The sequence below is a fragment of the Actinomadura soli genome, from assembly GCF_005889715.1.
Lineage (GTDB): Bacteria > Actinomycetota > Actinomycetes > Streptosporangiales > Streptosporangiaceae > Spirillospora > Spirillospora soli.
Window position 1 is genome coordinate 25,089 of record NZ_VCKW01000031.1, and the last position, 22,913, is coordinate 48,001.

Sequence of the window (22,913 nt, forward strand, 5' to 3'; positions counted from 1 at the left end):
GCACGCGAAGATCAGAGGTCGTCAAGCTGAGACACCGTCTCCCAACTTTGTCGTCGTTTCCCATGAGTGGGGCCGGTGCGTTCTGAACTACGGTTGCGACGTGTTCGCCAGCCTTCGCAACAACGGTGGCTACGGAAATGCGGTCGCGACATTCTTTCTGCTCAATGAACTCAGGTCCGGATGGGTGTCCAAGTGCTCTGGCGCGACCCCTATTAGGGTGCCGGGCCGTCGTGGTCCAGGAGGCCCGCACGGTGGGCGAGCAGCGCGGCCTGGACGCGGTTGGTGACGCCGAGGCGGGCGAAGATCCGGTTCGCGCGGCTCTTCACGGCCGGGGCGGACAGGCCGAGTTCCGCGCCGATCTCGGCGTTCGATCGGCCCCGGGCGATCAGCAGCAGGACGTCGGTCTCGCGGTCGGTGAGCAGTTCCAGCGGGTCGTCCTCGACGGGTGGCGGGAACGCGACGTAGCTGCGGACCAGCCGGTCGGTGATCGAGGGCGCGAGCGTGGTCTCGCCCCGGACGACCGCGCGGACGGCGTCCGCGAGGTGGTCGGGCGAGGTGTTCTTGAGCAGGAAGCCGCTCGCGCCCGCGCGCAGCGCCGCGTGAACGTACGCGTCCAGGTCGAAGGTCGTCAGCACGATCACGCGTGGCGGCGTCCCGGGGTGCGGCCAGTCGCGCAGCAGGCGGCCGGTGGCCTCGACGCCGGACAGGCCCGGCATCCGCACGTCCATGACGACCACGTCCGGGCGGTGTGCGAAGGCGGCGGCGACGGCCCGCTCGCCGTCGGCGGCGAGCGCGACCACGCGCAGGTCGTCGTGGCGGTCGACGACCATCCGCAGGCCGCTGCGGACCATCTCCTGGTCGTCGGCGATCAGCACCCGGATCATCGCGCGCCCGCCGCGGGCAGGACGGCCCGGACGCGCCAGCCGCCTTGGTGCGGGCCCGCCTCCAGCGTCCCGCCGTAGAGCGCCGCCCGCTCCCTCAGCCCGATGAGCCCCAGCCCTGAGCCGTGCGCAGAGTCGGACCCGGGCCGGTGGCCGGGGACCTCGGGGCCGTTGGTGACGGTGACGGTGAGCGGGGATTCGGTCATCGTGATCTCCACGTCGGTGGGGCCCGCGTGCTTGACGACGTTGGTGAGCGCCTCCTGGAGGATCCGGTAGACGGAGGTCTCCGTCGCCGGACCGAGGCCGGTCGGCAGGCTCGGCGGTCCGGCGACCCGGCATCCGGACGCTTCCACGACCTTGATCAGCCGGTCCAGGTCGGCGAGCGAGGCGGCCGGTTCGGTCCGCTCCGCGCCGTCCGTGAGCAAGCCGATCATGCGCCGCATCTCTGCGAGGGCCTGGTCGGCGGTGGTCGCGATCAGCCGGGCGTGCTCGCCGGGCGGGCCGGTACGGGCAGCGATCGCGATCGCGCTGACCTGGCTCGCGACGACGTCGTGCAGATCACCGGCGATGCGGGCGCGCTCGACGCGCACCGCGTGCCGCGCGCTGCGCTCCTGCTCGGCTCGCAGCCGGGCCGCCAGCTCACGCAGCCTCGCGGCGTCCTCTCGGGCGCGCCGCCGCCCGTCCCCGGCCAGCCAGACGCAGAGCGGGATGCCGATCAGGAAGAGCGTGAGGACCGCGCCTTCCACGGCGTCCCGGTCGCGCCCGACCGTCCGGGCGAGTTCCGGGACGGCCAGCACGGCCGCGGCGACCCCGGCGGCGGCCCGGCCGCGCCGCGGGACCGCCCAGCGGGAGACCGAGTACAGCGAGATCAGTACGAAGACCGCCGCGATCTGGACGGACGTGCGGTGCCCGACGGTCGGCAGCCACACGCAGTACGCGGCGGCGACACCGCAGAACGACGCCCATGGCCGTGAGCGCCGCCACGCCAGCGGGGCGGCGGGCAGGAACATGGCCGCGGCGACCGGCAGGGCCCACCAGCCGACCGGGACCGATCCGGACGCCGTCCAGCCCACGATCTGCCAGGCCGAGCAGGCTACGGCCAGCGCGGCGTCAGTCCGAAGATGGTGGCTCGTCATCACTGGTGATCTATCACGGGACGGACGGGCGGGTGCGACCAAAGTCGCGCGCTGGTTGGTCCTCGCGCTCGACGCCCCGGGCGAGGGTGCGTCCCTAGCGTCGGCAAGGCCCGATCTTGCTTGGATGACCACAGGGAGGCGTCTTGCGCACACCTCTGATCGAACGGCGGCGGTTCCTCGCCGCCACGGCGGCCTTGCCGGTCGTCGCGGTGTCCGGCGTACCGGCGTGGGCCGCTGACGGCGCCGCGACGCGGACGACCGACGACGAGCGGAGAGCCCGGCGCGTTCTGGACGACCTGATCGCACGCGACGGCCTGCCCGGCGCTCAGGCCGTTGTCACCCGTCCCGGGGGGCGGACCACGCAGGTCCTCGCCGGAGCCGGGGACCTGCGCACCGGACGGCCGTACCCGCATGACGCGAGGCTCCGGACCGCCAGCAACACCAAGACGTTCACCGCGACCACCGTCCTGCAACTCGTCGCCGAGGGACGCCTCGCCCTGGACGAGCCGATCTCCCGCCGCCTTCCGTGGGTGCCGGGAAAGGCGACGGTCCGGCAGGTCCTGCGGCACGAGAGCGGCTTCCACGACTTCACCGAGGACGTCAACGAGCACGCGCGCGGCCACTACCGCGCCCGTGACCTCGCCCGTGGCGCCCTGCGCCGTCCGTCCCGGTTCGAGCCTGGGGAGCGCTGGGAGTACTGCAACACCAACTACGTCCTCGCCGGATTGCTCATCGAGGCCGTGACCGGCCGGCCGGCCGAAAACGAGATCACCCGGCGGGTCATCCGCCCGCTCGGGCTGAGGCACACCTTCTGGCCGCGCTACCCGGAGCAGGGCCTGCGCGGCCCGCACGCCCGCGCGTACATGCCGCCCGGCCACACCGAGGTCAACTGGATCAACACCTCGGTCGTCGGGACCGCCGGAGCGCTGGTCTCCACCGGCCGCGAGCTGAACACGTTCTTCCGGGCCCTGCTCGGCGGACGCCTTCTGCCGCCCGCAATGCTCGCCGAGATGCGCCGTACCGTTCCCGCCGACATCGCCGAAGGCGCACGATACGGCCTCGGCCTGGCCAGCTTCCCCCTGCCCGGAGGCGGAGTCTTCTGGGGCCACGGCGGGACGATCGAGGGCACCCGCACACGGGGCGGCGTCACCGGCGCGGGACTGGCCGTCACCGTCGCGGTCAACGAGATCGCCGCCGATCCGCATGGATCGCAGCACCTCATGGACGCGGCGGCCGCCATCTTGAGGAGCCACTGATGCACGACGCCCACCACAACGTGGCCCGCAACGCGACTCCCAGCGCCGCACGTGCCACCGCCCGCAAGGCGACGCGCGGCCTCGCCCGCTCCACTGCCCGCAGTGCCGCGCTGACCGCCGCGCTCATCCCCGCGCTCGCCCTGGGCGCGCTCGCAGCCGCGCCCGCGCCCGGTCCGTCCGCCGATGCCGCAGGCTCCGCCGACTCGGCGGCGATGGCGCGCTTCACCCACCAGCCCGTCCACTGGGCGGCCTGCCCGGACCAGGATCTCGCCAAGGCGGGCCTGAGCTGCGCCGACATCACTGTCCCACTCGACTACCGGCACCCCGGCGGCCGGACGATCAAGGTGGCGATCTCGCGGCTCGCGGCCACCCGCCCGGACCGGCTCGGCGTGCTCCTGCACGGCACCGGCGGCGGTCCCGGCGGCCGCGGGCTCAACGGCCCGCTGCTCACCTCCGCCGCGATGGGCCCCGCGCTCGCCGGACGCTTCGACCTGATCGGCATGGACCCGCGCGGCGTCGGCCGCAGCACGCGCATCAACTGCGGCCTCACCGGCGAATGGTTCAGATCGGCCGGGCTCGACCGCGCGGGCTTCGACGAAACGGTCGCCTACGAGAAGCAACAGGTCGAGCGCTGCCAGCGGAAGTACCCCGACCTGCTGCCGTACTTCACCACCCGGAACACCGCCCGCGACATGGACCTGATCAGAACGCTCCTGAAGACCCCGAAGATCTCCTACATCGGGATCTCCTACGGCACCTACCTGGGCGCGGTGTACACCCAGATGTTCCCCGGCAAGGTCGACCGGGTCGTGCTCGACAGCGCGCTCGACCCTGCCCGGACCCCCGCACGGACCTTCCCCGCCCTCGGCGCGGCCAATGAGCGCTACCTCGACGCCTGGGCGCGCTGGACGGCCGGGCACGACGCCGAGTACGGCCTCGGCCGCACCGGACGCGAGGTCCGCGCCACCGTACAGCGGATCATCGCGCGGGCGGCCCGGCGGCCGCTCCAGATCGGAAGGTACCAGGCGGACGAGCACATCATCCCGTCACTGCTGGCCGGGATCCTCGCCGACGACCGCTACTTCGCCGAACAGGCCGGAATCGTGCGCGAGTTGCACCGGGCCGCGCGGGGCGAACGGTTCGAGCCGTCCGAACTGCTGCGCGAGTACCTCAGCCCGCCCGACGGCGACCTCGACAACGCGCTGTCGATGAACATCGCCATCTTCTGCGGCGACGCGTCCGCGCCCCGCGACCTCGGCTGGTACTGGCGGAACGTCCGGCGCAGCCGGGCGACGCAGCCGGTCTACGGCCCGCTCGCCAACACCGTGTTCCCCTGCGCGTTCTGGCCGGGAAAGCCTCTGGAGGCTCCGACCAGGGTCGGCAACGGCCACCCGGCGCTGATCGTCCAGTCGACCGGCGACACCCGGACCGTGTACGAGGGAGCCATGGCCCTGCACCGCGCATTGCCCGCCTCCCGCATGGTCACGCTCCGGAACGTCCGGCGCCACGGCCTCTACGGGATGTACCCGAACCGCTGCGTCACCGACGCCGTCAACGCCTACCTAGCGACCGGCAGGCAGCCCGACACGGACGTGACCTGCGACCGGGAACCCTGACCGGGTCAGCGCCCTCGTGGCTGCTTCGAGCCGACTGGTGGGAGCCGTACGAGGCCACCGTGGAGGCGGTGTTCGATGCGATCGAGGAGCCTCAACGCCCGGTTCCGTCAGGCCACCGCCACGCGGGAACCTCCCCACCGAGCAGGCCGGGCTCAAGGTGCTCTACCTGGTCATCCGCACCCACGCAAGAACCAGCCGAACAGCACCGGCAAACCCCGCTGGAAGGCCGCCCTCAACGCGCTGCCGCTGCACTACGGTGACCGCATCACCCTGAACTGAAAGCCGATCACTGCCTCACCCGCAGACCTTCAGACAGTCCCCGATGCCTGCCGAGGGAGGCGTCGGTCCACGGACGATCCGGAGTGCCGGAGGACGTGTACGGCCTCGTCGGCGACGTCGTGCCTGGCCCGTGCCTACTCGGTGCTCGGCTGATCGGTGATGGGGAACGAATGGTGCTCGTGCGTGACGACCCACCGGTTGTCCTCGATCCGCAAGCCGAGTGTCAGCCGCAGGCGGTTGGCCGGGTTGGCGGCCAGTTCTTCGGCGGTGCCGCAACGCAGCAGGGCGTGCGCGAACGCGACGTCGCCGCCGGCGGTGACGTCCAGCGACTCGATCTCGAACGAGGCGCCGTTCGCCTGCCACTCGAAGAACGGGGGCCAGGTCTCGCGGTAGGCCTCGATGCCGCGGACGCCCTCGAACGGCGGCGGCACATCGAACATCACGATGTCCTTGGCGTGGTCGGCGAGCACTCCGTCCATGTCCCCTGAGTGCACGGCCTCGGCCCAGCGCTCTATCAGGGCGCGGATCTGGTCTTCGGCTGCTGCGGTCATCGGTTTCCGTCCTCTCGGGTCGAAGCTCTGTCAGAACTACAACCCGCGCCGGTCCGCGAAATCATCGCGGCGCGCCGAATTCGCTATCCGGCCAGCTCAGCCGGCAGCCCGTACATCGGGAAGCTCGCGTCAAGGAATGAGATCACCTCGGCGACCAGCCCGTCTCGCAGCATCAGCACGTCCAGTCCCGCCGGGACGTAGACGCCCTTGTCCGCGCTCCACAAGTACGTGCCGAACGCCAACTGCCCGCCGGCCCGCGTCGGCAGGAAGCGCCAACGCTCGCGCATCGGCCCCACCTCCAGGAAGCCGCGGATGCCGTCGTGTCCCTCGTACCAGGCCGTCTGCGGCGGCATCGAGAATTTCGCGTCCGCCGTCAACATCGCCACCACGGCGTCGACGTCCCCTGCCTCCCATGCCGCCGCGTATCGCTGGGCGAGGTCGCGCACGCTCGTCTCTCCGAGCGAGGTCAAGGTCTGACTCTGGGTGTTGTCGGGGAGCAGCCCGGCGGCGGTTTTACGGGCACGCTGAAGGGAGCTGTTGACCGCCGCGACCGAGGTCTCCAGCAGGCTCGCCGTCTCGCCGGCGCCATAGCCGAGCACGTCGCGTAGGAGCAGGACGGCGCGTTGCGAGGCCGGCAGGTGCTGGAGAGCGGCGACGAAGGCGATCTCCACGCTCTCGCGCGCCACCGCCTGCTCCTCCGGGGTGAGCCGCGCCGCCCAGTTCATGAGCCGATCCGGGTACGGCTCGAGCCAGACCGTCTCGGCCAGCGGCGCGTGTTCCGGGCTCAGGTCGACGGGCAGCTCACGCCGCCCCCTCCGCTCGATCAGCGTCAACGAACGATTCGTCGCGATCTTGTAGAGCCACGGCCGCACCGACCCGCGGTTCTCGAACCGCTCCAAGCCGCGCCAGGCCCGGTCGAGCGTGTCCTGCACCACGTCTTCGGCATCATGGACCGACCCCAGCATCCGGTAGCAGTGCGCCCGCAGTTCCCCGAGGAACGGCGCCACCAGCCGTCCGAAGGCCGCCCCGTCCCCATCGCGCGCCGCCGCCAGCAGCTCCTCCGATGTGCCGTCGTCCATGCCGCCGAACCTAACCCACGCTCCCGCAATTTCCGGGAGGCGCGGTCCAGCCAGCGACCGAGACCGGTAAGCCGATCGCAAAGCGTCGCGTGAGGGGGTCTTCGGCGCGCTCGACGAACAGACCGTCGTCCGGCACCGGCACCCCTCTTTCCAAGCCCTGGCGTCACTGCCCGGCGTCGGCGTTAGGACCGCCGCCGGCCTGCTGGCCACTGTCGGCACCTCCCGCACCTAACTACGACCACTGCCGGGCCCGCGGAGAGACCCGCGCACAGGCCCCTACTCCACCTCGCCCCGCAGCGCATCAGCGTGCACCTACTCGGCCCACTGGCGGACCGGAGCCGCCCGATCAGGCCGACTGACCTGGTGTCCGACTTTGTGTGCGTGATGTCTGCAGCTCAGACAGTCGCGACCGGCCAGGCGATCCCTTGGCGCCACCCCGACTCAGCCGCCTTCGCGCCATTGGCGCCGCCAGCGTTCCACCGACCGCTTCGAGACCCGCGACGCGGCAGCGATCTCCCGGTTCTTCTCGCCGACCTCGAAGCGAGCCACGGCCTGGAGCCGCACCCGCTCCCGCGCTGTCCGCTCGGCCTCGGTCAAGCCGCCACCCTGCGGATATCTCACCGCGCCAGGACTACCGAAGCCATCCGCCCGCCGTCCGACCAACAGCCCGACATCCCCCATTCAAGTTCAGCAGCGACGTCCCACGTCAGCACACTCGCGCATGGAATGTCCCGTATGGGGCACATGGCCGTACGCTGCGGAAGGAGCGGACATGGGACTGCTGAAGCGTTTCTGGCGACGGGGGACGGGACAGCGGGGCGCGAAGCCGTCGCCGCCGGCGCGACGCCGCGTGCCGACCTTCCGGGAGATGCACGCGAGGATGCGGACCGAGCGCGCCGAGGCCACGCTCCTGGCGACCGAGGCGAAGATCCATCAGGAAGCCGAACAGTACCGCCGTGGGCGCCGCCGCACCGGCTGAGGAGCTTTCAACGGCGGCGCCAGAGGGGCGGACAACCGCATGGGTCTGTTCGAGAAGCTGAAGAACAGAGCACACGCCGAGTCCGACGAGTCGGCCCTCACGGTGGCCGGGGTGGACCAGGAGTTGGTCGGCCGGTTGGTGGCGCAGGCCCGTGAGCGGCGTTGGAGCTGACCGGGCAGGCGGGTTGCTGCAGCGGCTGGCCAAGCGGGTGCTGGAGTCGGCGCTGGAGGGCGAGATCACCGATCACCTCGGCCGGGACCGGCACGAATGCGCCGCGGACGGGCAGGGCAGGAACGTCCGTAGCGGGCACCGGTCCACACCGAGGTCGGGCCGGTGGAGATCGATGTGCCGCGAGACCGGGGACGCCGGCTTGAGCCGAAGATCGTCCGCAAACGGCGCTCCGGGGGTGGATGAGTTGGTGCTGTCGCTGAGCGCTAAGGGCCTCAACCACGGCGACATCTCCGGCGCACCTGGCCGAGGTCTACGGCGCGCAAGTGTCCAAGCAGACCATCTCCACCATCACCGACAAGGTGATCGAGGGCATGAGCGAATGGCAGAACCGGCCGCTCGACCCCGGGCAGTCTCTAGCGAACGTCGCGAATCCTGACCAGGGGAGATCGCGACCGCTCAGAGTGGAGATCCGCGATAACTCCTCCGACCCTGCCCAAGCCCCAGCGGCGGGGTGGCGGCCAACTCGCGGCTCCGGGGCTCGCACTGCGTGCTGACTCGAGCCTTCCGATCGAGTCGATCCTCCTCTGAGGCGGGCCCTCTCCTCCTTCTGGCCCAGGCCGAGGGCGTCCCAGCGTACGCGTTTTTCAGTACCCGAATGCCTTGCCACGCACGACTACGGGCCGGGGTGCGCTCGGAGAGCCTTGTGGGGTTCCCACCACCACATACGGAGACTTTCCATGGCCACCTTCCTGTACCGGTTGGGGCGCGGGGCATTCAGATGGCGCTACCTGGTGGCGCTGCTATGGCTCGCCGCCCTCGCCGTCGCCTTCCTCGGCTCTCAGAACGCGGGCAAGGCCCCGTCCGACTCGTTCACGATGCCGGGGATCGAGTCCCAGAAAGCGTTCGACCACATCAACGAGAAGTTCCCCGGCGCCGCGGCCGACGGCGCCGACGCCCGGGTCGTGTTCATCGCCCCGGACGGGCAGAAGATCACCGCGCCGGAGAACCGCGCGCCGATCGACGCGCTGGTGGCGCAGGCGGCCAAGGGGCCGCAGGTCGCCGGCGTGGAGAGCCCCTTCGAGGAGGGGGCCGTGAGCAAGGACGGGTCCACGGCGTTCGCCACGGTCACCTACAAGGTCACCACCGACGACCTCACCGAGGCGAGCAAGGACCTGCTGAGGGACGCGGTCAAGCAGGCCAAGGGCACCGGGATGACCGTCGAGGTCGGCGGGTCCGCGCTGGAGACCGACCCGGCCCAGGGAGTCGGCGAGATCCTCGGCATCGCCGTCGCCGCCGTGGTCCTGCTGATCACCTTCGGGTCGCTGGCCGCGGCCGGGATGTCGCTGGTCACCGCCGCCATCGGGGTGATCGTCAGCCTGATGTCGATCACCGCGCTGCAGAACGTCTTCGACCTGTCCCCGACGACGGGCGAGCTGGCGATGATGCTCGGGGTGGCGGTCGCCATCGACTACTCCCTGTTCGTGATCTCCCGTTACCGGGAGGAGCGGACCAAGGGCCACGAACCCCGGGAGGCGGCCGGGCTGGCCGTGGGCACCGCCGGTACCGCGGTCGTGTTCGCCGGGCTCACCGTCGTCATCGCGCTGGCCGGGCTGTCGGTGGTCGGCGTCCCGATGCTGACGAGGATCGGGATGGGCGCCGCCGGCGCGGTCGCCGTCGGCGTGCTGGTCGCGTTGACCCTGGTCCCGGCGCTGCTCGGTTTCCTGCCGAACTCCGTCCTGTCGCGCCGCACCCGCAAGAACCGTCCGGCCAGGGGCGGCGCGGGCGGGGGCGTCGGAGCCCGCTGGGCGCGGTTCGTCGTGCGGCGGCCGGTGCCGGTGCTGCTCGTCGCGGTCGCCGCCCTGGGCGCCATCGCCGTTCCGTCGCTGTCCATGCGGCTCGGCATGCCGGGCGACGAGGCCAAGCCCACCTCGACCAGCGAGCGGCGCGCCTACGACGCGCTCGCGGAGGGCTTCGGCCCCGGGTTCAACGGACCGCTGACCGTCGTGGTGGACGCCGGCCGCGCCGACGACCCCAAGGCCGCGGTCGGGACGATCGCGCAGAGGATCGCCGGAACCGAGGGCGTGGTCTCGGTCTCCCCGCCCCAGTTCGACAAGGCCGGGACGACCGCGGTGCTGTCGGCGACACCGGCCACGGCGCCCACCAGCCAGGAGACGAAGGACCTCGTCCGGGAGATCCGGGACGAGCGTCCCGCGATCGAGTCCGCCACCGGAGCGTCCTTCGACGTCACGGGCACTACCGCGTTGAACATCGACGTCGGGGTGAAGATGCAGAAGGCGCTGCTCCCCTACCTCGCGACCATCGTCGGATTCGCGTTCCTGCTCCTGCTGCTGGTGTTCCGTTCCGTACTGGTGCCCCTCAAGGCCACGCTCGGCTACCTGCTGTCGATCGGGGCGGCGTTCGGCGCGCTCGTCACGGTCTTCCAGAACGGCCACGGAGCCGGGGTCTTCGGCGTCGACCAAGCCGGACCGATCATGAGCATCCTGCCGATCTTCCTGGTGGGGATCAGCTTCGGCCTGGCCATGGACTACCAGCTCTTCCTGGTCACCCGGATGCGGGAGGCGCACGTCCACGGGGAGACACCGGGGCAGGCCGTCGTCACCGGGTTCCGGTACAGCGGCCGGGTCGTGCTGGCCGCCTCGCTGATCATGATGTCGGTGTTCGCGGGGTTCATGACCGGCGCCGGAATGATGATCAAGATGGTGGGCTTCGGCCTCGCCGTCGCCGTCCTGTTCGACGCCATCGTCGTGCGCATGGTGATCGTGCCCGCCGTCCTCGTCCTGCTCGGCACGTGGGCCTGGTGGCTGCCGCGCCGGCTGGGCCGGCTCCTGCCGCGCGTCGACGTCGAGAGCGAGTCCCTGCGCGACCGGGTGCCGCCCCCGCTCACGGTGGCGCCGGACCACCCCGGGTCGCGCACGGCGCGCGTCTGATCCGCCGCGCCGCCGGACCGGTGAGGGCCGCCCGTGCCACGTACGGACGGCCCTCACCGATCCGTGCCCCACCATGGGTTACAGGCATCCGGAAGAGAGGAGCTCATGATCACTGCTTGGCGGAGGTTCGCCGACGACCACCCCCGCATCGTCGAGGCGGGCTTCCTGCTGCTGCTGTCCATGATCACCATCGCGCAGTACATCGACACCGAGTCGGGCTGGTGGCCCGGGACCCTCCCCGCGAGCGCGGCCTGCCTCTCCCTGGTGTGGCGCGGCCGCTATCCGGGCGCCGTCGCCGCGTTCGTCGTCTTCTGCACCCTCGTCACCGGCGCCACGGGCTATCCGATCAGCCACGAGCACATGATTCCGCTCGTCGTCGCGTTCTACGCATTGGGCGTCCGCATCTCCGAGCGGTCCGCGCGTGTGTACGGACTGATCGCCATCGTGGCGTTCCTCGTCGCGGCACAGTGGTCCATCGAGGACGACGAGGCCCAGAAGCTGGCGACGTTCGCTCCGGCGTTCTGGATCATCGTGGCGCTCGTCTCGGGTGCGGCGGTCCAGGGCAGGCGCGCCTACCTGGACGCCGTGCACGCCCGCGCCGAGCACGCCGAACGCACCCGCGAGGAGGAGGCGCGGCACCGTGTCGCCGAGGAACGCGTCCGCATCGCCCGCGAGCTGCATGACGTCGTCGCCCACCACATGGCCCTCGCCAACGCGCAGGCCGGCACCGCCGCGCACATCGTGCGCACCGACCCCGGGCAGGCCGGGGAGATCCTCGACGAGCTGAGCCGCACCACCGCGTCGGCGCTGCGCGAACTCCAGGCCGCGGTCGGGCTGCTGCGCAGGTCCGACGATCCCGAGTCGCTGGAGCCGTCACCCGGGCTCGGCCGCCTGGACGAGCTGGTCTCCGCGTTCGGCTCGGCGGGGCTCGACACCACCGTCGCGGTCGAAGGAGAGCGGCGGCAGCTCTCACCCGGGGTCGACCTGGCCGCGTTCCGTATCGTGCAGGAGTCGCTCACCAACGTCGTCAAGCACGCCGGGGCCGGCGCCGCGGAGGTGAAGCTCGCCTACGGGGGCGACACGCTGACGCTCACGGTCAGCGACGACGGCGGCTCCGGCCCGCGCCCGCCGGCTCCGGGCAGCGGCGGGTTCGGTCTCATCGGGATGCGAGAACGCGCACAGTCCGCCGGCGGGAAGCTCAGGGCGGGCCGGCGCCCCGAAGGCGGCTTCGCTGTCACCGCAGAACTGCCCATCCACTCCTGAAGGCCCTGATGACCATTCGTGTTCTGCTCGCCGACGACCAGGCCCTGCTGCGGGCGACGTTCCGGATCCTGATCGACTCCTGCGAGGACATGGAGGTGGTCGCCGAGGCCGCGGACGGCGCGCAGGCCATCGAGCTCGCCCGCGAGCACCGTCCCGACATCGTCCTCATGGACATCCGGATGCCCGGCACCGACGGCCTCGCCGCGACCGAGGCCGTCTGCGCCGACCCGAACCTGCGGGACGCCCGCGTCCTCATCCTCACCACGTTCCAGACCGACGAGCACGTCGCCCGCGCCCTGCGCGCCGGGGCGAGCGGGTTCCTCGGCAAGGACGTCTCCGCCGACGGGCTCCTCGACGGCATCCGCACCGTGGCGTCGGGTGACGCGCTGCTGTCCGGCGCCGCGACGCGCTCCCTCATCGGCCGCTTCCTCGCCGCTCCCGAGCCCGGCGCGGAGCTCGCGGTCCCGGACGACCTGGCCGCCCTGACCGCGCGCGAACGCGAGGTGACGCTGCTGGTCGCGGACGGGAAGTCCGACACGGAGATCGCGGAGGAGCTGTTCGTGAGCCCGCTGACCGTGCGCACCCACGTCCAGCGGGCGAAGATGAAGCTCGGCGCCCGCGACCGCGCGCAGCTGGTCGTGATCGCCTACCGGACCGGTCTCGCCCGGCCGCCGGTATGACCGCCGGGGCCCGGCGGGGTCAGCAGTCGGCCAGGAGCCGGGACAGGTAGTTCTCGTACAGGGAGACTTCGCGGGGCGGGCCGGGCCGAGATCTCGTGCTGCGCTACGAAGAGAGCTCCTGGACGGCCGCACTTGTTAGGTGTGCTGGGCCCGGGTCCTTGCGGTTTGCAGGGTATTGCGGGCTAGGGGGTTAGGACGCGGAGGCGGTGGGCGCGGGTGCCTCTTACGTCGTCTATTGGGGTGGCGGCGGCGATTATTTGTTCGCAGGCGTGGGCGATTGCTTTGTCGTCGCAGGGGGTGCCGATGAGAGTTTCGGCGGCGACTGAGGGGTGGGTGCGGCGGCGCCTATGGCGATTGTTGCGTCTACGCAGGTGCCGTTCTTGATGGATAGGCGGGCTGCTATGCCGACTATCGCCAGGTCCATTGAACGGCGGTAGGTGAAGCGGTGGTAGGCCGAACCGGCGTGCCTTGTCGGGAGGCGGATGGAGACCAGTACCTCTGAGGGGGTAGCGACGTTGCGGCCTGGGCCGGTGAAGAAGTCCCGGACTGGGACGTGGCGGACGCCGTTGAGGGAGTGCAGTTCCGCGATCGCGTCCAGGACTAGGAGGCCGCACAGGGTGTCGCCCGCTGGGGATGAGCGGCAGAGGTTGCCGCCTAGGGTGGCCCGGTTGCGGGTTTGGGGGGCTCCGACGATTCTCGCTCCGTCGAGGATCGCGTCCAGGGAGCGGTCGTGGTGCTCGGCCAAGTCGGCCAGCGTGGTCGCGGCGCCGATTCGGGTCGTGCCGGCTTCGGTTGTGATGCCGTTGAGTTCGCTGACGTGCTTGACGTCGACCAGAAGGGTGGGAGACACCGCGCCGGCGGTGCGGAGGGGAATGAGGTCGGTGCCGCCGGCGAGTGCGAACGCTCCCGGTTCGGCCATGTCGGTGAGCAGCTCGGGCAGCGTGGACGGCCGTCGGTACTCGGCTGTCATGAGGGCGCCTAGTGGAGGAATGACGCGCCGCCGGCGTCGATTGTCGCGCCGGTCGAGTACCGGGCCCGGCCGGTCGAGAGGAAGAGGATCAGTTCTGAGATGTCCTTGGGCGTGCCGAACTCTCCCATCGGGATGTCGGCCAGGTACTGGTCGGTGCCGCCGTGGCTGTCGAACTGTGCCCGGGCCTGGTCGGTCTCGATGATTCCCGCCGAGATCAGGTAGGTGAGGATGTCGTTCTTCGCGAAGCCGCGGGCCACGCCGCGGAGCAGGGAGTTCATGCCGCCCTTCGCGGCGCCGTCCTGCAGGTAGTCCGGGTAGTCGCCGCGCACCGCGATGCGTGCCGTCAGGCCGATGATGACGCCCTGGCAGTCGCGTTCGAGGAAGTGGTTGATGGCGAATCGGGACAGGTGTGCGGGGGCCAGGAGGTTGACTCGCAGCGCGGTCATCCAGTGGCGGTCCCAGTCGGGGGTTGGCGCGTCCAGGCCGATGGGTTCGCGGATCGAGGCGTTGTTGGCGTCGCCGAAATCCGCGCCGCGCAGTTCAGGGCCACCGGGCTGACCCCGGCGCGCACGGGATTCTACGGCGCGCGCCCGCCCCGTCCCCTGGTCGACGCCGCCCGCGACTTCTACGGAACGTCGAGAACCCTGGGATGACCGGCTGGGACGCCGAGGTGGACGTCGCCGTCGTCGGAGGCGGGGCCTGCGGCGTGATGACCGCCCTCCGCGCGGCGCGCGACCCCGGCCTCGTCGTCGGCGTCTTCGAGAAGTCCGCCCGCGGGGGATGCAACGCCGCCATCTCCTCGGGCTCCCTCGCCGCCGGGGCCACCCGCTGGCAGGCCGCCGCGGGCATCGAGGACTCGCCGCAGCGGCACGCCGAGGACATCCTTCGCGCCAGCGGCGACGAGGAACGGCGCCCGGTGGTGGAGGCGCTCTGCGCGGCGGCCCCGGAGATCGTGGAGTGGATCGCCGGCACCGCTTACCCCATCGAGCTCGGCGCCGACATGCCCCGGGCCGGAATGACGGCCTGGCGCCTGCACACCGACACCGGACGCCTGGGCGGCGGCCGCCTCATGCGTCACCTGCGCGCCCTTCTCGACGGGCACGACAACACCGCCTTCGTCGACGAGGCGCCCGTCATCGACCTCGCCGCGCATGGGAGCGAGGTCGCCGGCGTCGTCGTCTCCCAGAACGGCTCCCCGCAGCGGATCCGGGCCGGCGCCGTCGTGCTCGCCGCCGACGGCTTCGCCGGAAACCGCGCACTGGTCGAAGAGCACCTCCCCCAGCTCGGCACGCCCTTCTACGGCGGAGTCTCCACCTCTACCGGCGACGCACTCGGCTGGGCGCTACGGATGGGCGCGCGGTTGCGGAACATGGGCGCCGCGCTGCGCTCCGGCCTGGTCGTCGTCGACCACGGCACCCGCGTGTCCCCGGCGCTGCCGTTCAATGGCGCCGTCCTGGTCAACCTGGACGGAGAGCGCTTCGTCGACGAGGAGTCGAAGGGCTACTCGTCCCTGGCGGGCGTCCTGCGGCGGCAACCGGGCGAACGCGCCGCGATGATCTGGGACGCCACCGCGATGGCCGCCACCCGCGAGTCGGAGATGATGCGCGAATGCCTCGCCGCGCGCGCCATCCACGACGTGCCCGCCATCGAGGACCTGGCCACTGCCCTGCACCGGACACCGGAGGAGGCCGAGCGGGCACTGGCCCCCCTCCCAGGTCGCCGCCGCCTCACCGCGCCGTACCACCTCGCGTGGGTCACCCATGGCCTCCTCGCCACCCAGGGCGGCCTTGTGATCGACCCGTCCGGCCGCGTCCTGGGCACCACCGGCGAGCCGATCCCCGGCCTGTACGCGGGCGGCGGCACCGCCTGCGGCCTCGCAGGCCCCCATTCCGACGGCTACCTGTCCGGCAACGGCCTGCTCTCAGCCTTCGGAATGGGCTGGCTCATTGGCAACAACCTCGCCATCGAGCAGCGATGAGGCACGCCGAAGAGGTCTCGGCCAGGTTGACGAGAATGCCGTCCGTGACGACGCAGCGTTGAGTGCAGGCAGCTCAGGGCCCGGATCCGGGAGCTGGAGGCCGAGCGGGACTCGCCCGTTGTGTCCGGTAGCCGTGTTCAGCCGGGACGGTTTCGGTAGTGGTGGACGATCAGCCCGGCGGCGCAGGCCAGGGCGGCCAGCCCGAGCGACACGCCGGCGACCGCGCCCACGCCGGTCCGCCACGCCACCATGTCACCCGCCACACAGACCACCAAAAACACCCACAGCACCGGCCGGACGGCTCCACCACGCACGTCCGCGGCCGCGGCGGCCCGGGACGGGGTCGGCGGCTCCGGTCCACTGTGAGAGTCGTTCATCGTGCGCTCCGGGGTGCGGGGTTCCGGTTTCCGCACATCACTTTAGGAACCACAAGATCCGCGCACGATCCAGCCCGCCCGTCCTCCGCGGTATAGCAGGCTGTACTCCCGCGGCGCCCGCGAGGCGATGTGCGACCGTTCGTCCTAGAGTGGTCGGCGCGAGAAGGAGGCCGATGGTGGCGGGCAGACCCGAACCGGCGATCCCCCGGCGGACCGCAGGCGGCTTCTCCGAACGCGCCCGGGCCGTCCTGGACGCCCTGGAGCATCTGGTCGGCGGGCTCGGCACCGCCCTGCTGGCCTTCGTCGCGATGGCCTGGGTCACCGCGGTCACCCTGTTATGCGCCGCCGGCATCGGGCTGCTGCTGGCGCCCAGCGTGCCGCACGCCGTGCGGGCCGTGGCCGCCCGCGAACGCGCCCGGCTGTCACGCTGGGGCCCAGAGATCATCGGCCCCGGACCCCCACCAGCCCGCGCCCGCGACGCCCTGGCCGACACCGCCGTCCGCCGCGAGCTGTGCTGGGTGTTCACCCACGGCACCGCCGGCCTGGCCTTCAGCGCGTTCGCGATCACCCTCCCGATCTCAGCCGTGCAAGACATCACCTACCCCCTGTGGTGGCGGCTGCTGCCCCCACCCGACACCGAACTCACCGGCGTGTCCTGGACGGTCACCAACACCTCCGACGCCCTGCTGGTCACCCTCCTGGGCCTCGCACTGGCCGCGGTGTTCGTGCTGCTCGCACCCGCCATGGCCCGGCTGCAGGCATGGCCGGGACGCCACCTGCTGGCCGCCACCGCCGACACCGACCTGTCCCTGCGGATCGCGCAACTGTCGGCCACCCGCGCCGCCGCCCTGGACGCCCACGCCACCGAACTGCGCCGCATCGAACGCTCCCTGCACGACGGCGCCCAAAACCGGCTGGTCGGCGTCACCGTACTGCTCGGCGCCACCCACCGCGCACTCACCCGCGACCCCGCCCACGCCCTGGCCATACTGGAGCGCGCCCAGGACGCCGCCGAACAGGCACTGGCCGAACTCCGCACCGTCGTGCGCAGCATCCTGCCACCCGTCCTGGACGACCACGGCCTGCCCGGCGCACTCGCCGGACTCGCCGCCAACTGCGCCGTCCCCTGCCAGATCGACATCGACCTGCCCGGCCGCTGCGCCGCCTCCGTCGAGGCCACCGCCTACTTCGTCACCGCCGAAGCACTCACCAACATCTCCCGCCACAGCCGGGCCCGGCACGCCCAGGTGACCGTACGCCGCCACGGCCCCCACCTGCACCTGCAGATCCAAGACGACGGCACCGGCGGCGCCGAGGCCGGCGGCAAGGCCGGCGGCGGCACCGGGATCGCCGGGATCCGCAGCCGCATCCACGCCCACGACGGCCACCTCACCCTCACCAGCCCACCCGGCGGACCGACCACCCTGAAGGTGCAGCTGCCATGCGGATCGTGATCGCCGAGGACGACCCCCTCCTGCGCGAAGGCCTGGCCCTGCTGCTGCGCGCCGAATCACTGGACGTGGTCGCCACCACCGACAACGCCGACGCCTTCCTGGCAGCCGTCGACCAGCACCGGCCCGACACCGCCATCGTCGACGTCCGGATGCCCCCCACCCACACCGACGAAGGCATCAAAGCCGCGGTCGAAGCACGGCGCCGCCACCCCGACCTGGCCGTCCTCGTACTGTCGGCCTACGTCGAGCAAGCGTTCGCGACCGTACTGCTCCACGCCGGCGGCCACCGCATCGGCTACCTGCTCAAAGAACGCGTCGGCCGCGTCGAGCAATTCCTCGACGCGCTGCACCGAGTCGCCGGCGGCGGCACCGCCATCGACCCCGTAGTCGTCGCCGAACTCCTCAAACGCTCCCACGCCGGCAACACACTCCACGCCCTCACCCCCCGGGAACTGGAAGTACTCGCCCTGATGGCCGAAGGACTGGGCAACACCGCCATCGCCCAACAACTCGTCGTCACCCACGGAGCCGTCCACAAACACATCCGCAACATCTTCGCCAAACTCGACCTCGACCCCGCCAGCACCGCCGACCGGCGCGTCACCGCCGTCCTGCACTACCTCAACGCCAACTGCAAGTCCTGACGTTCCGGCCCGCGCGCCGGCCGGGCACTGGCACGAGGTCCCCGGTTTCCTGGCCCTTCTGGTCGAAGGACGGAATCCGGGGACCTCATGTGATTGTTCGGCGTTGTGTCGTTATCCCGGTTTCCGGCTCATTCGGCGTACCAGAAATGTTGGGTCGGTTGTCGTTGGCCGATGGCGAAGACGTGCTGCTGGTCTCCGGTGGCGAACCCGTTCACGGTGCCCTCGATGCCGCAACCCCACCGGTCGCGGCGGACGGGCCGGCCGGGTTCCCACCAGAAGTGCTCCAGGCAGTTGTCCTTAGTGGCGAAGGCATGTTGCTGTTCGCCGGATGCGAACGCGACCGGAGGGCCGTCGATGCCGCAACCCCATGAGTCGCGCTTGACTTCACTGCCCGGCTCCCACCAGAAGTGTTCCAGGCACTCACCGTTCTTGGCGAAGGCGTGTTGCTGCTTGCCGTGGACGAAAACGGTCGGGGGGCTGTCGATGCCGCAACCCCAGCGATTGTGCTGGACGTCATTTCTCGGACGGCCCGGCTCCCACCAATAGTGCTCCAGGCACCGCCCGTTCTTGGCGAACGCGTGCTGCTGCTCGCCGTCAACGAAGACGGCCGGGGGACTATCGATGCCACAGCCCCAGCGGTTGTGCTGAATGTCGTTGTTCGGACGGCCCGGCTCCCACCAATAGTGCTCCAGGCACCTCCCGCTCTTGGCGAACGCGTGCTGCTGCTCGCCGTAGAGGAACCCGGCCGGCGCGCTGTCGATGCCGCAGCCCCACCGGTTCCGTTTGATCTCGGTGCCGCCCTCCCACCAGAAATGCTCGAGGCACCTCCGGCTCGTGGCGAAGACGTGCTGCTGCCCGCCGCCGGCGTACGCGGCCGGGTTGCTGTTGATGCCGCAACCCCACTGGTCCCGGCGTACGCCGCCGGCCGCCGACCACCACATGTGCTCCAGGCAGTTGCCGTCCCTGACGAAGGCGTGCTGCTGACCGCCGTCGGTGAACACGGCCGGGCGGCCGCCTTGACCGTTGAGCCTGCGTCCCCAGGACTCCTGGTGCACGATCTCCCTCTGGACCTGCACGTCCTCAGGCTCGAACCCAGCAGCCCCCTTGCACCGGAACGCCTGTCCCGGCGCGGGGGACGCGGCGACCATCTTGGTCAGACAGGCGCTCAGTGCCACCTGCCCGAAGGCGTTGGGATGAATGGCCTCCTGCTGGTGGCCCTGGCTCTCCCAGGGGGCCGAGCGCCAGATCAGATAGGGCACCCAGCGGACCCATTCCGCGTCCTTCGCCTCCAGCGGATTGGACCGGCTGTTCCGGCTGCCGGCCTGGTCGGCCTCTTTCGTGCACAACTCGTGACCGGCGAACGCTTCGGACAGGTCCAGGAACGAGGCGTCGCCGGAGAACGCGGCGTCGCGCAGCATGTCCCTGATGCCAGGAACCAGGGACTTGTTGGCCCAGTCGGTGTCGGTGTTCATGAACGGGCAGCCGCCCCGCAGGTATCTCTCCCAGAGCCTGCCCCGCTCGCTCCAGCGGTACTTGTCGGACGTCGGAATGGGTGTCGGATATGACTGCAGAATCAACCGGTAGCTGCTGCGGTCCTGCCCACGGGCCCGCATCACCCGATGGATCTCCCGCAGCGTCTCGACGACCTTGCCCCGGACCTCGGGAAGCCGTCTCTCAAGGTCCCGCGCTTCGCTGACGCTGCACAGGGGTTTTCCGCGCATGTAGGCATCGGCGCATTTCGCGATGATGTCGCTGAATCGCAGGTCGTTGCCGCTGATGGACACCACGATCGTGGTGATGTGGTGCTCCCTGGCGGTGGTGTCCAGTTGCTGGATCTGCGGTGCCTGCCCCTTGAAGGTGTCATGCAGAATGCTGCCTGTGGTCGCCCCCGAGCAGGCGAGGTTGAACCGCCGGTGCTTCTCCACACCGTCGATCTCGGCGCCCTTGATCTCCGCCATTCTCGACTTGTGGCACCCGTTGCCCTTGTCGACGTCGGAGCCGTCGAGGTAGACCAGGCTCGGCTCGTGGTCGCAGTCGTCCTCCCGGCCCCGCTGGCAGGAGATCGCGGCAAGGTCAGTGCCCCACGCGGTACCCCCGGCCCCGGTGCTGGCGTTTCCGGCCCACCGTCCCGCCTCACCCGAGATGTAACTGTCCCCGATCGCCACGATCGCCTTCGGCTTGTCCGGAGCCTTGGCCGACGCCGGCGCGGTGGTGAGCGCTGTCGAGACGACGACGGGTAAGAGAACCGCCGCCATCGCAACGGCCAGGCCCATCACCGTTCCGGTGCGTCTCAGCCCGACCCGATGTTTCGCCATCCACTGACCTCCCTTTGGACATGCTTGTCATCACCCGGCGGTGAAGGGTGTGGAAGGAACTTCGTGTCGGCCACTGGTTGTCGGGTGATGACAAGCTGGAAATCGATGTCCGGTGGCCTGCCTTCACGAGGGAGTTTGGTGCCACGAGGGAGAATGATCCACCCAGCCTGCGGGGAGTGTGATGGTACAGCCAGCACTACCGCCGTGACTCCCGCCCTGACCAGAAGGGGTAAAGCTGGTGAGCGCCCATCTTTCGGGATAGGCGAGCGCCAATGGCGGTATTAAGTGAGCCCTTTTCGCTTGCGAACGGAAGGCCGCCGACCATCTAAGACTGGCGGTCTTCCGTTGCTAGAGTGAAATCAGTTTGCGGGCTTGCCGAACCAGCGGGAGAGATGGTCGTCCAGGTGCTGCTGGTCGTCGCCGATCCAGGCGACGTGGCCGTCGGGGCGTAGCAGGACGCACGGAGCGTCCAGTTCCGCGGTGGGGTCCGCGAGGTGATCGACCCGGTCCGCCCAGCCGCCGACGGTCAGGCGTTCGGTGCGGTCCAGCAGCAGACCACGACCGCGATGCAGCAGATCGTAGAGGCGGCCCTGTTTCACGTCGATGTCGCGCAGGCGGCGGCCGACCAGGTCGGGGCCTTCGCCGAAGTCGTAGCGGATGCCGATCGCGGTGATCTTCTCGATGAGATGGCGGTTCACCTCGTCGAAGTCCATCAGCTCGGTGAGCAGCCTGCGCACGGCCTGCGGGCCCGGTCCGGTGGACAGCAGTTCCGTCTGGGCGCGGGTGTTGTCCAGCACGTCCTCGGCGACCGGACGGCGTTCGGCCTGATAGGTGTCCAGCAATGGCTCCGGCGCCCAGCCGCGGATCTGTGCGGCCAGTTTCCAGCCGAGGTTGAACGCGTCCTGCACACCGAGGTTGAGGCCCTGCCCGCCGGTGGGCGGGTGGATGTGCGCCGCGTCACCGGCCAGCAGCACCCGCCCGACCCGGTAACGCTCGGCCAGCCGGGTGGCGTCGCCGAAGCGGGACAGCCAGCGCGGGGAGTGCACGCCGAAATCGGTTCCGGCGATGGCGCGCAATTGCTGTTTGAAATCCTCAAGGGTGGGCGGTTCCGCGCGATCGCTGACTCCCGCGGCGGGGACGAGGACGCTGTGGACCCCCTCGCCGAAGGGCCTGAGCCAGAATCGTTTGTGGGTCTCGTGGACTTCGGCCGCTTTGGCGGCGATCTCCTCCTGCGGCGCGCCCACCTGCATCTCGCCCATCAGCGTCTCGGTCCGCGAGGGCTCGCCGGGAAAACCGACGCCGAGCAGTTTGCGCACCGTGCTGCGCCCGCCGTCGCAGCCGACGAGGTAGCGCGACCGCAGCCGTTGCCCGCCTGCCAGCTCGACGGTCACACCCTCGCCGTCCTGCTCGAGACCTGCCACCGCGCAACCGCGCCGGACCTGCGCGCCCAGTTCGATCGCATGCTCTTCGAGCAGGTGAACGATGACCGGCTGCGGGATGCCCAGCAGATAGGCGTGCGCGGAATCCAGGCCCCTGGGCACGGGTTTGTCGATGGCGGCGAAGAAGCCGCCGGCCGGACGCCGTCTTCCGTGTTCGAGAACGCGGTCCAGCAGCCCGCGCATTGCCATCAGCTCGAGACTGCGGATGTGCAGACCGACGATGCGGACGAACGACACCGGCTCGGTTTCCTTCTCCAGAACCAGTACCCGCACGTCGTGCAGCCGCAGTTCGGCGGCCAGCATCGCACCGGTCGGCCCGCACCCGGCAATGATCACGTCGAACATGAGGGGCGCGGGATCGGCCGTGTCGTTCGACGACGACTCGGCGGTGACCTGCGGAGATTGCATGATGTTGCCTTTCGGGAGTGCCTTGTTGGCGAGGCGCTCCCGGCGACACCTACATCAATCGCCCGACCGAGACTGGGAGGGGGAGCACCCACATCGATACAGCGTTCATGGGTCTCACCTCCTCGGGCGGTGTCGCGGTCAACTGCAAGCTATGGGCCCGTGCATCACTGCGTCCAATCCTTTTTTCGGCCACGTGATCGCGACACGCGGGGCCCGTCCGGCCCCGGTCCCGGTCGACGGCCTGATCGCCCGTTGCGGCCATGATCGGCCGCGAGCTGGGCGATGGGGCGGTCGGACTCCAACGCCAGCCGGACGGCCCGGTCCCGGAGCTCCTGGGGGTATTTGCGTGGTGCTGCCATCGCACTGACGTTTTCTCAGCGAAATGATCTGCGCGAAGTAGCCACGAAGCGCGCTCAGGGGACGGGCCCGGTGTCGAGCCGTAGATGCACACAGACGTGAAGCCTCTGGTAGGACAGGTCTCACCACAAG

The 22,913-nt window shown here is 70.6% G+C and carries 19 protein-coding genes and 2 pseudogenes; 11 read left to right on the forward strand and 10 right to left on the reverse strand.

Annotation, left to right across the window (positions count from 1 at the left end; all coding sequences use genetic code 11):
- Positions 1–212 precede the first annotated feature (212 nt).
- Entirely contained in the window at positions 213–884 is a 672-nt protein-coding gene (locus tag ETD83_RS08640) for a response regulator (RefSeq protein ID WP_138644540.1), read from the reverse strand.
- A complete protein-coding gene (locus ETD83_RS08645) occupies positions 881–2,017 on the reverse strand; it encodes a sensor histidine kinase (protein ID WP_138644541.1) in 1,137 nt (378 codons plus the stop codon). Before ETD83_RS08645 ends, ETD83_RS08640 begins: the two co-directional genes overlap by 4 nt.
- A gap of 143 nt (positions 2,018–2,160) precedes the next feature.
- On the opposite strand from ETD83_RS08645, the gene ETD83_RS08650 reads away from it, so the two are divergent.
- The 3 genes and pseudogenes from ETD83_RS08650 to ETD83_RS46290 all read left to right on the forward strand — a co-directional run.
- Complete coding sequence (locus ETD83_RS08650) at positions 2,161–3,273, forward strand: serine hydrolase domain-containing protein (RefSeq protein WP_138644558.1); 1,113 nt, start codon at positions 2,161–2,163, stop codon at positions 3,271–3,273.
- A complete protein-coding gene (locus tag ETD83_RS08655; protein WP_138644542.1) occupies positions 3,273–4,889 on the forward strand; it encodes an alpha/beta hydrolase in 1,617 nt (538 codons plus the stop codon). Before ETD83_RS08650 ends, ETD83_RS08655 begins: the two co-directional genes overlap by 1 nt.
- A gap of 87 nt (positions 4,890–4,976) precedes the next feature.
- Positions 4,977–5,168 (forward strand): annotated as a pseudogene (locus tag ETD83_RS46290) (IS256 family transposase); the annotation flags it as partial.
- Positions 5,169–5,302: 134 nt separating this feature from the next.
- Here ETD83_RS46290 and ETD83_RS08660 read toward each other — a convergent pair.
- From ETD83_RS08660 to ETD83_RS08670, 3 genes are all read right to left on the reverse strand, one after another.
- Positions 5,303–5,719, reverse strand: coding sequence for a YybH family protein (locus ETD83_RS08660; protein ID WP_138644543.1), 417 nt, complete (start codon positions 5,717–5,719; stop codon positions 5,303–5,305).
- Between the two features lie 83 nt (positions 5,720–5,802).
- A complete protein-coding gene (locus ETD83_RS08665) occupies positions 5,803–6,798 on the reverse strand; it encodes a sigma-70 family RNA polymerase sigma factor (RefSeq protein WP_138644544.1) in 996 nt (331 codons plus the stop codon).
- Positions 6,799–7,239: 441 nt separating this feature from the next.
- Positions 7,240–7,395 carry a helix-turn-helix domain-containing protein gene (locus ETD83_RS08670; protein ID WP_205717558.1) on the reverse strand — a complete coding sequence of 52 codons (156 nt, stop codon included), beginning with the start codon at positions 7,393–7,395 and terminating at the stop codon, positions 7,240–7,242.
- Positions 7,396–7,570: 175 nt separating this feature from the next.
- Between ETD83_RS08670 and ETD83_RS08675 the strand changes: the two genes are divergently transcribed.
- The 5 genes and pseudogenes from ETD83_RS08675 (at position 7,571) to ETD83_RS08695 (ending at position 12,839) form a co-directional block, all read left to right on the forward strand.
- A complete protein-coding gene (locus ETD83_RS08675) occupies positions 7,571–7,777 on the forward strand; it encodes a hypothetical protein (protein WP_230420767.1) in 207 nt (68 codons plus the stop codon).
- Between the two features lie 111 nt (positions 7,778–7,888).
- Positions 7,889–8,352, forward strand: a pseudogene (locus ETD83_RS46295) (transposase); the annotation flags it as partial.
- 333 nt (positions 8,353–8,685) lie between these two features.
- Positions 8,686–10,896, forward strand: a complete 2,211-nt coding sequence (locus tag ETD83_RS08685; RefSeq protein ID WP_138644545.1) for an MMPL family transporter — start codon at positions 8,686–8,688, stop codon at positions 10,894–10,896.
- Between the two features lie 105 nt (positions 10,897–11,001).
- The gene (locus ETD83_RS08690; RefSeq protein WP_138644546.1) at positions 11,002–12,159 is read left to right on the forward strand and encodes a sensor histidine kinase; all 1,158 of its coding nucleotides are present in this window, start codon (positions 11,002–11,004) and stop codon (positions 12,157–12,159) included.
- An 8-nt stretch (positions 12,160–12,167) separates the two neighbouring features.
- Positions 12,168–12,839, forward strand: a complete 672-nt coding sequence (locus ETD83_RS08695) for a response regulator transcription factor (protein ID WP_138644547.1) — start codon at positions 12,168–12,170, stop codon at positions 12,837–12,839.
- A gap of 253 nt (positions 12,840–13,092) precedes the next feature.
- Here the strand turns inward: ETD83_RS08695 and ETD83_RS08700 are convergent, their stop codons facing one another.
- The gene (locus ETD83_RS08700; protein WP_138644548.1) at positions 13,093–13,809 is read right to left on the reverse strand and encodes an FAD binding domain-containing protein; all 717 of its coding nucleotides are present in this window, start codon (positions 13,807–13,809) and stop codon (positions 13,093–13,095) included.
- 8 nt (positions 13,810–13,817) lie between these two features.
- A complete protein-coding gene (locus ETD83_RS08705; protein WP_138644549.1) occupies positions 13,818–14,348 on the reverse strand; it encodes an SDR family NAD(P)-dependent oxidoreductase in 531 nt (176 codons plus the stop codon).
- A gap of 110 nt (positions 14,349–14,458) precedes the next feature.
- On the opposite strand from ETD83_RS08705, the gene ETD83_RS08715 reads away from it, so the two are divergent.
- Positions 14,459–15,787, forward strand: coding sequence for an FAD-dependent oxidoreductase (locus ETD83_RS08715; RefSeq protein WP_138644550.1), 1,329 nt, complete (start codon positions 14,459–14,461; stop codon positions 15,785–15,787).
- A 137-nt stretch (positions 15,788–15,924) separates the two neighbouring features.
- Here the strand turns inward: ETD83_RS08715 and ETD83_RS08720 are convergent, their stop codons facing one another.
- On the reverse strand, positions 15,925–16,164 hold the full coding sequence (locus tag ETD83_RS08720; RefSeq protein WP_138644551.1) for a hypothetical protein: 240 nt from the start codon (positions 16,162–16,164) through the stop codon (positions 15,925–15,927).
- Between the two features lie 173 nt (positions 16,165–16,337).
- On the opposite strand from ETD83_RS08720, the gene ETD83_RS08725 reads away from it, so the two are divergent.
- Together ETD83_RS08725 and ETD83_RS08730 are read left to right on the forward strand one after the other, a co-directional pair.
- Complete coding sequence (locus ETD83_RS08725; protein WP_138644552.1) at positions 16,338–17,618, forward strand: sensor histidine kinase; 1,281 nt, start codon at positions 16,338–16,340, stop codon at positions 17,616–17,618.
- Positions 17,606–18,262 carry a response regulator gene (locus tag ETD83_RS08730; protein ID WP_138644553.1) on the forward strand — a complete coding sequence of 219 codons (657 nt, stop codon included), beginning with the start codon at positions 17,606–17,608 and terminating at the stop codon, positions 18,260–18,262. Before ETD83_RS08725 ends, ETD83_RS08730 begins: the two co-directional genes overlap by 13 nt.
- Before the next feature lie 128 nt (positions 18,263–18,390).
- Here ETD83_RS08730 and ETD83_RS08735 read toward each other — a convergent pair whose 3' ends face one another.
- Together ETD83_RS08735 and rox are read right to left on the reverse strand one after the other, a co-directional pair.
- Positions 18,391–20,577: a GDSL-type esterase/lipase family protein gene (locus ETD83_RS08735; protein WP_138644554.1), complete on the reverse strand. Its 2,187-nt coding sequence runs from the start codon at positions 20,575–20,577 to the stop codon at positions 18,391–18,393.
- 359 nt (positions 20,578–20,936) lie between these two features.
- On the reverse strand, positions 20,937–22,361 hold the full coding sequence (gene rox / locus ETD83_RS08740; protein WP_205717562.1) for a rifampin monooxygenase: 1,425 nt from the start codon (positions 22,359–22,361) through the stop codon (positions 20,937–20,939).
- Between the last annotated feature and the right edge of the window lie 552 nt (positions 22,362–22,913).

Bases quoted from the DNA above. Each gene is read 5' to 3' on its own strand.
- ETD83_RS08640 (WP_138644540.1), bottom strand. From the start codon at position 884: ATGATCCGGGTGCTGATCGCCGACGACCAGGAGATGGTCCGCAGCGGC.
- ETD83_RS08645 (WP_138644541.1), bottom strand. From the start codon at position 2,017: ATGACGAGCCACCATCTTCGGACTGACGCCGCGCTGGCCGTAGCCTGC.
- ETD83_RS08655 (WP_138644542.1), top strand. From the start codon at position 3,273: ATGCACGACGCCCACCACAACGTGGCCCGCAACGCGACTCCCAGCGCC.
- ETD83_RS08660 (WP_138644543.1), bottom strand. From the start codon at position 5,719: ATGACCGCAGCAGCCGAAGACCAGATCCGCGCCCTGATAGAGCGCTGG.
- ETD83_RS08665 (WP_138644544.1), bottom strand. From the start codon at position 6,798: ATGGACGACGGCACATCGGAGGAGCTGCTGGCGGCGGCGCGCGATGGG.
- ETD83_RS08675 (WP_230420767.1), top strand. From the start codon at position 7,571: ATGGGACTGCTGAAGCGTTTCTGGCGACGGGGGACGGGACAGCGGGGC.
- ETD83_RS08685 (WP_138644545.1), top strand. From the start codon at position 8,686: ATGGCCACCTTCCTGTACCGGTTGGGGCGCGGGGCATTCAGATGGCGC.
- ETD83_RS08690 (WP_138644546.1), top strand. From the start codon at position 11,002: ATGATCACTGCTTGGCGGAGGTTCGCCGACGACCACCCCCGCATCGTC.
- ETD83_RS08695 (WP_138644547.1), top strand. From the start codon at position 12,168: ATGACCATTCGTGTTCTGCTCGCCGACGACCAGGCCCTGCTGCGGGCG.
- ETD83_RS08700 (WP_138644548.1), bottom strand. From the start codon at position 13,809: ATGACAGCCGAGTACCGACGGCCGTCCACGCTGCCCGAGCTGCTCACC.
- ETD83_RS08715 (WP_138644550.1), top strand. From the start codon at position 14,459: ATGACCGGCTGGGACGCCGAGGTGGACGTCGCCGTCGTCGGAGGCGGG.
- ETD83_RS08720 (WP_138644551.1), bottom strand. From the start codon at position 16,164: ATGAACGACTCTCACAGTGGACCGGAGCCGCCGACCCCGTCCCGGGCC.
- ETD83_RS08725 (WP_138644552.1), top strand. From the start codon at position 16,338: ATGGTGGCGGGCAGACCCGAACCGGCGATCCCCCGGCGGACCGCAGGC.
- ETD83_RS08730 (WP_138644553.1), top strand. From the start codon at position 17,606: ATGCGGATCGTGATCGCCGAGGACGACCCCCTCCTGCGCGAAGGCCTG.
- ETD83_RS08735 (WP_138644554.1), bottom strand. From the start codon at position 20,577: ATGGCGAAACATCGGGTCGGGCTGAGACGCACCGGAACGGTGATGGGC.
- rox (WP_205717562.1), bottom strand. From the start codon at position 22,361: ATGTTCGACGTGATCATTGCCGGGTGCGGGCCGACCGGTGCGATGCTG.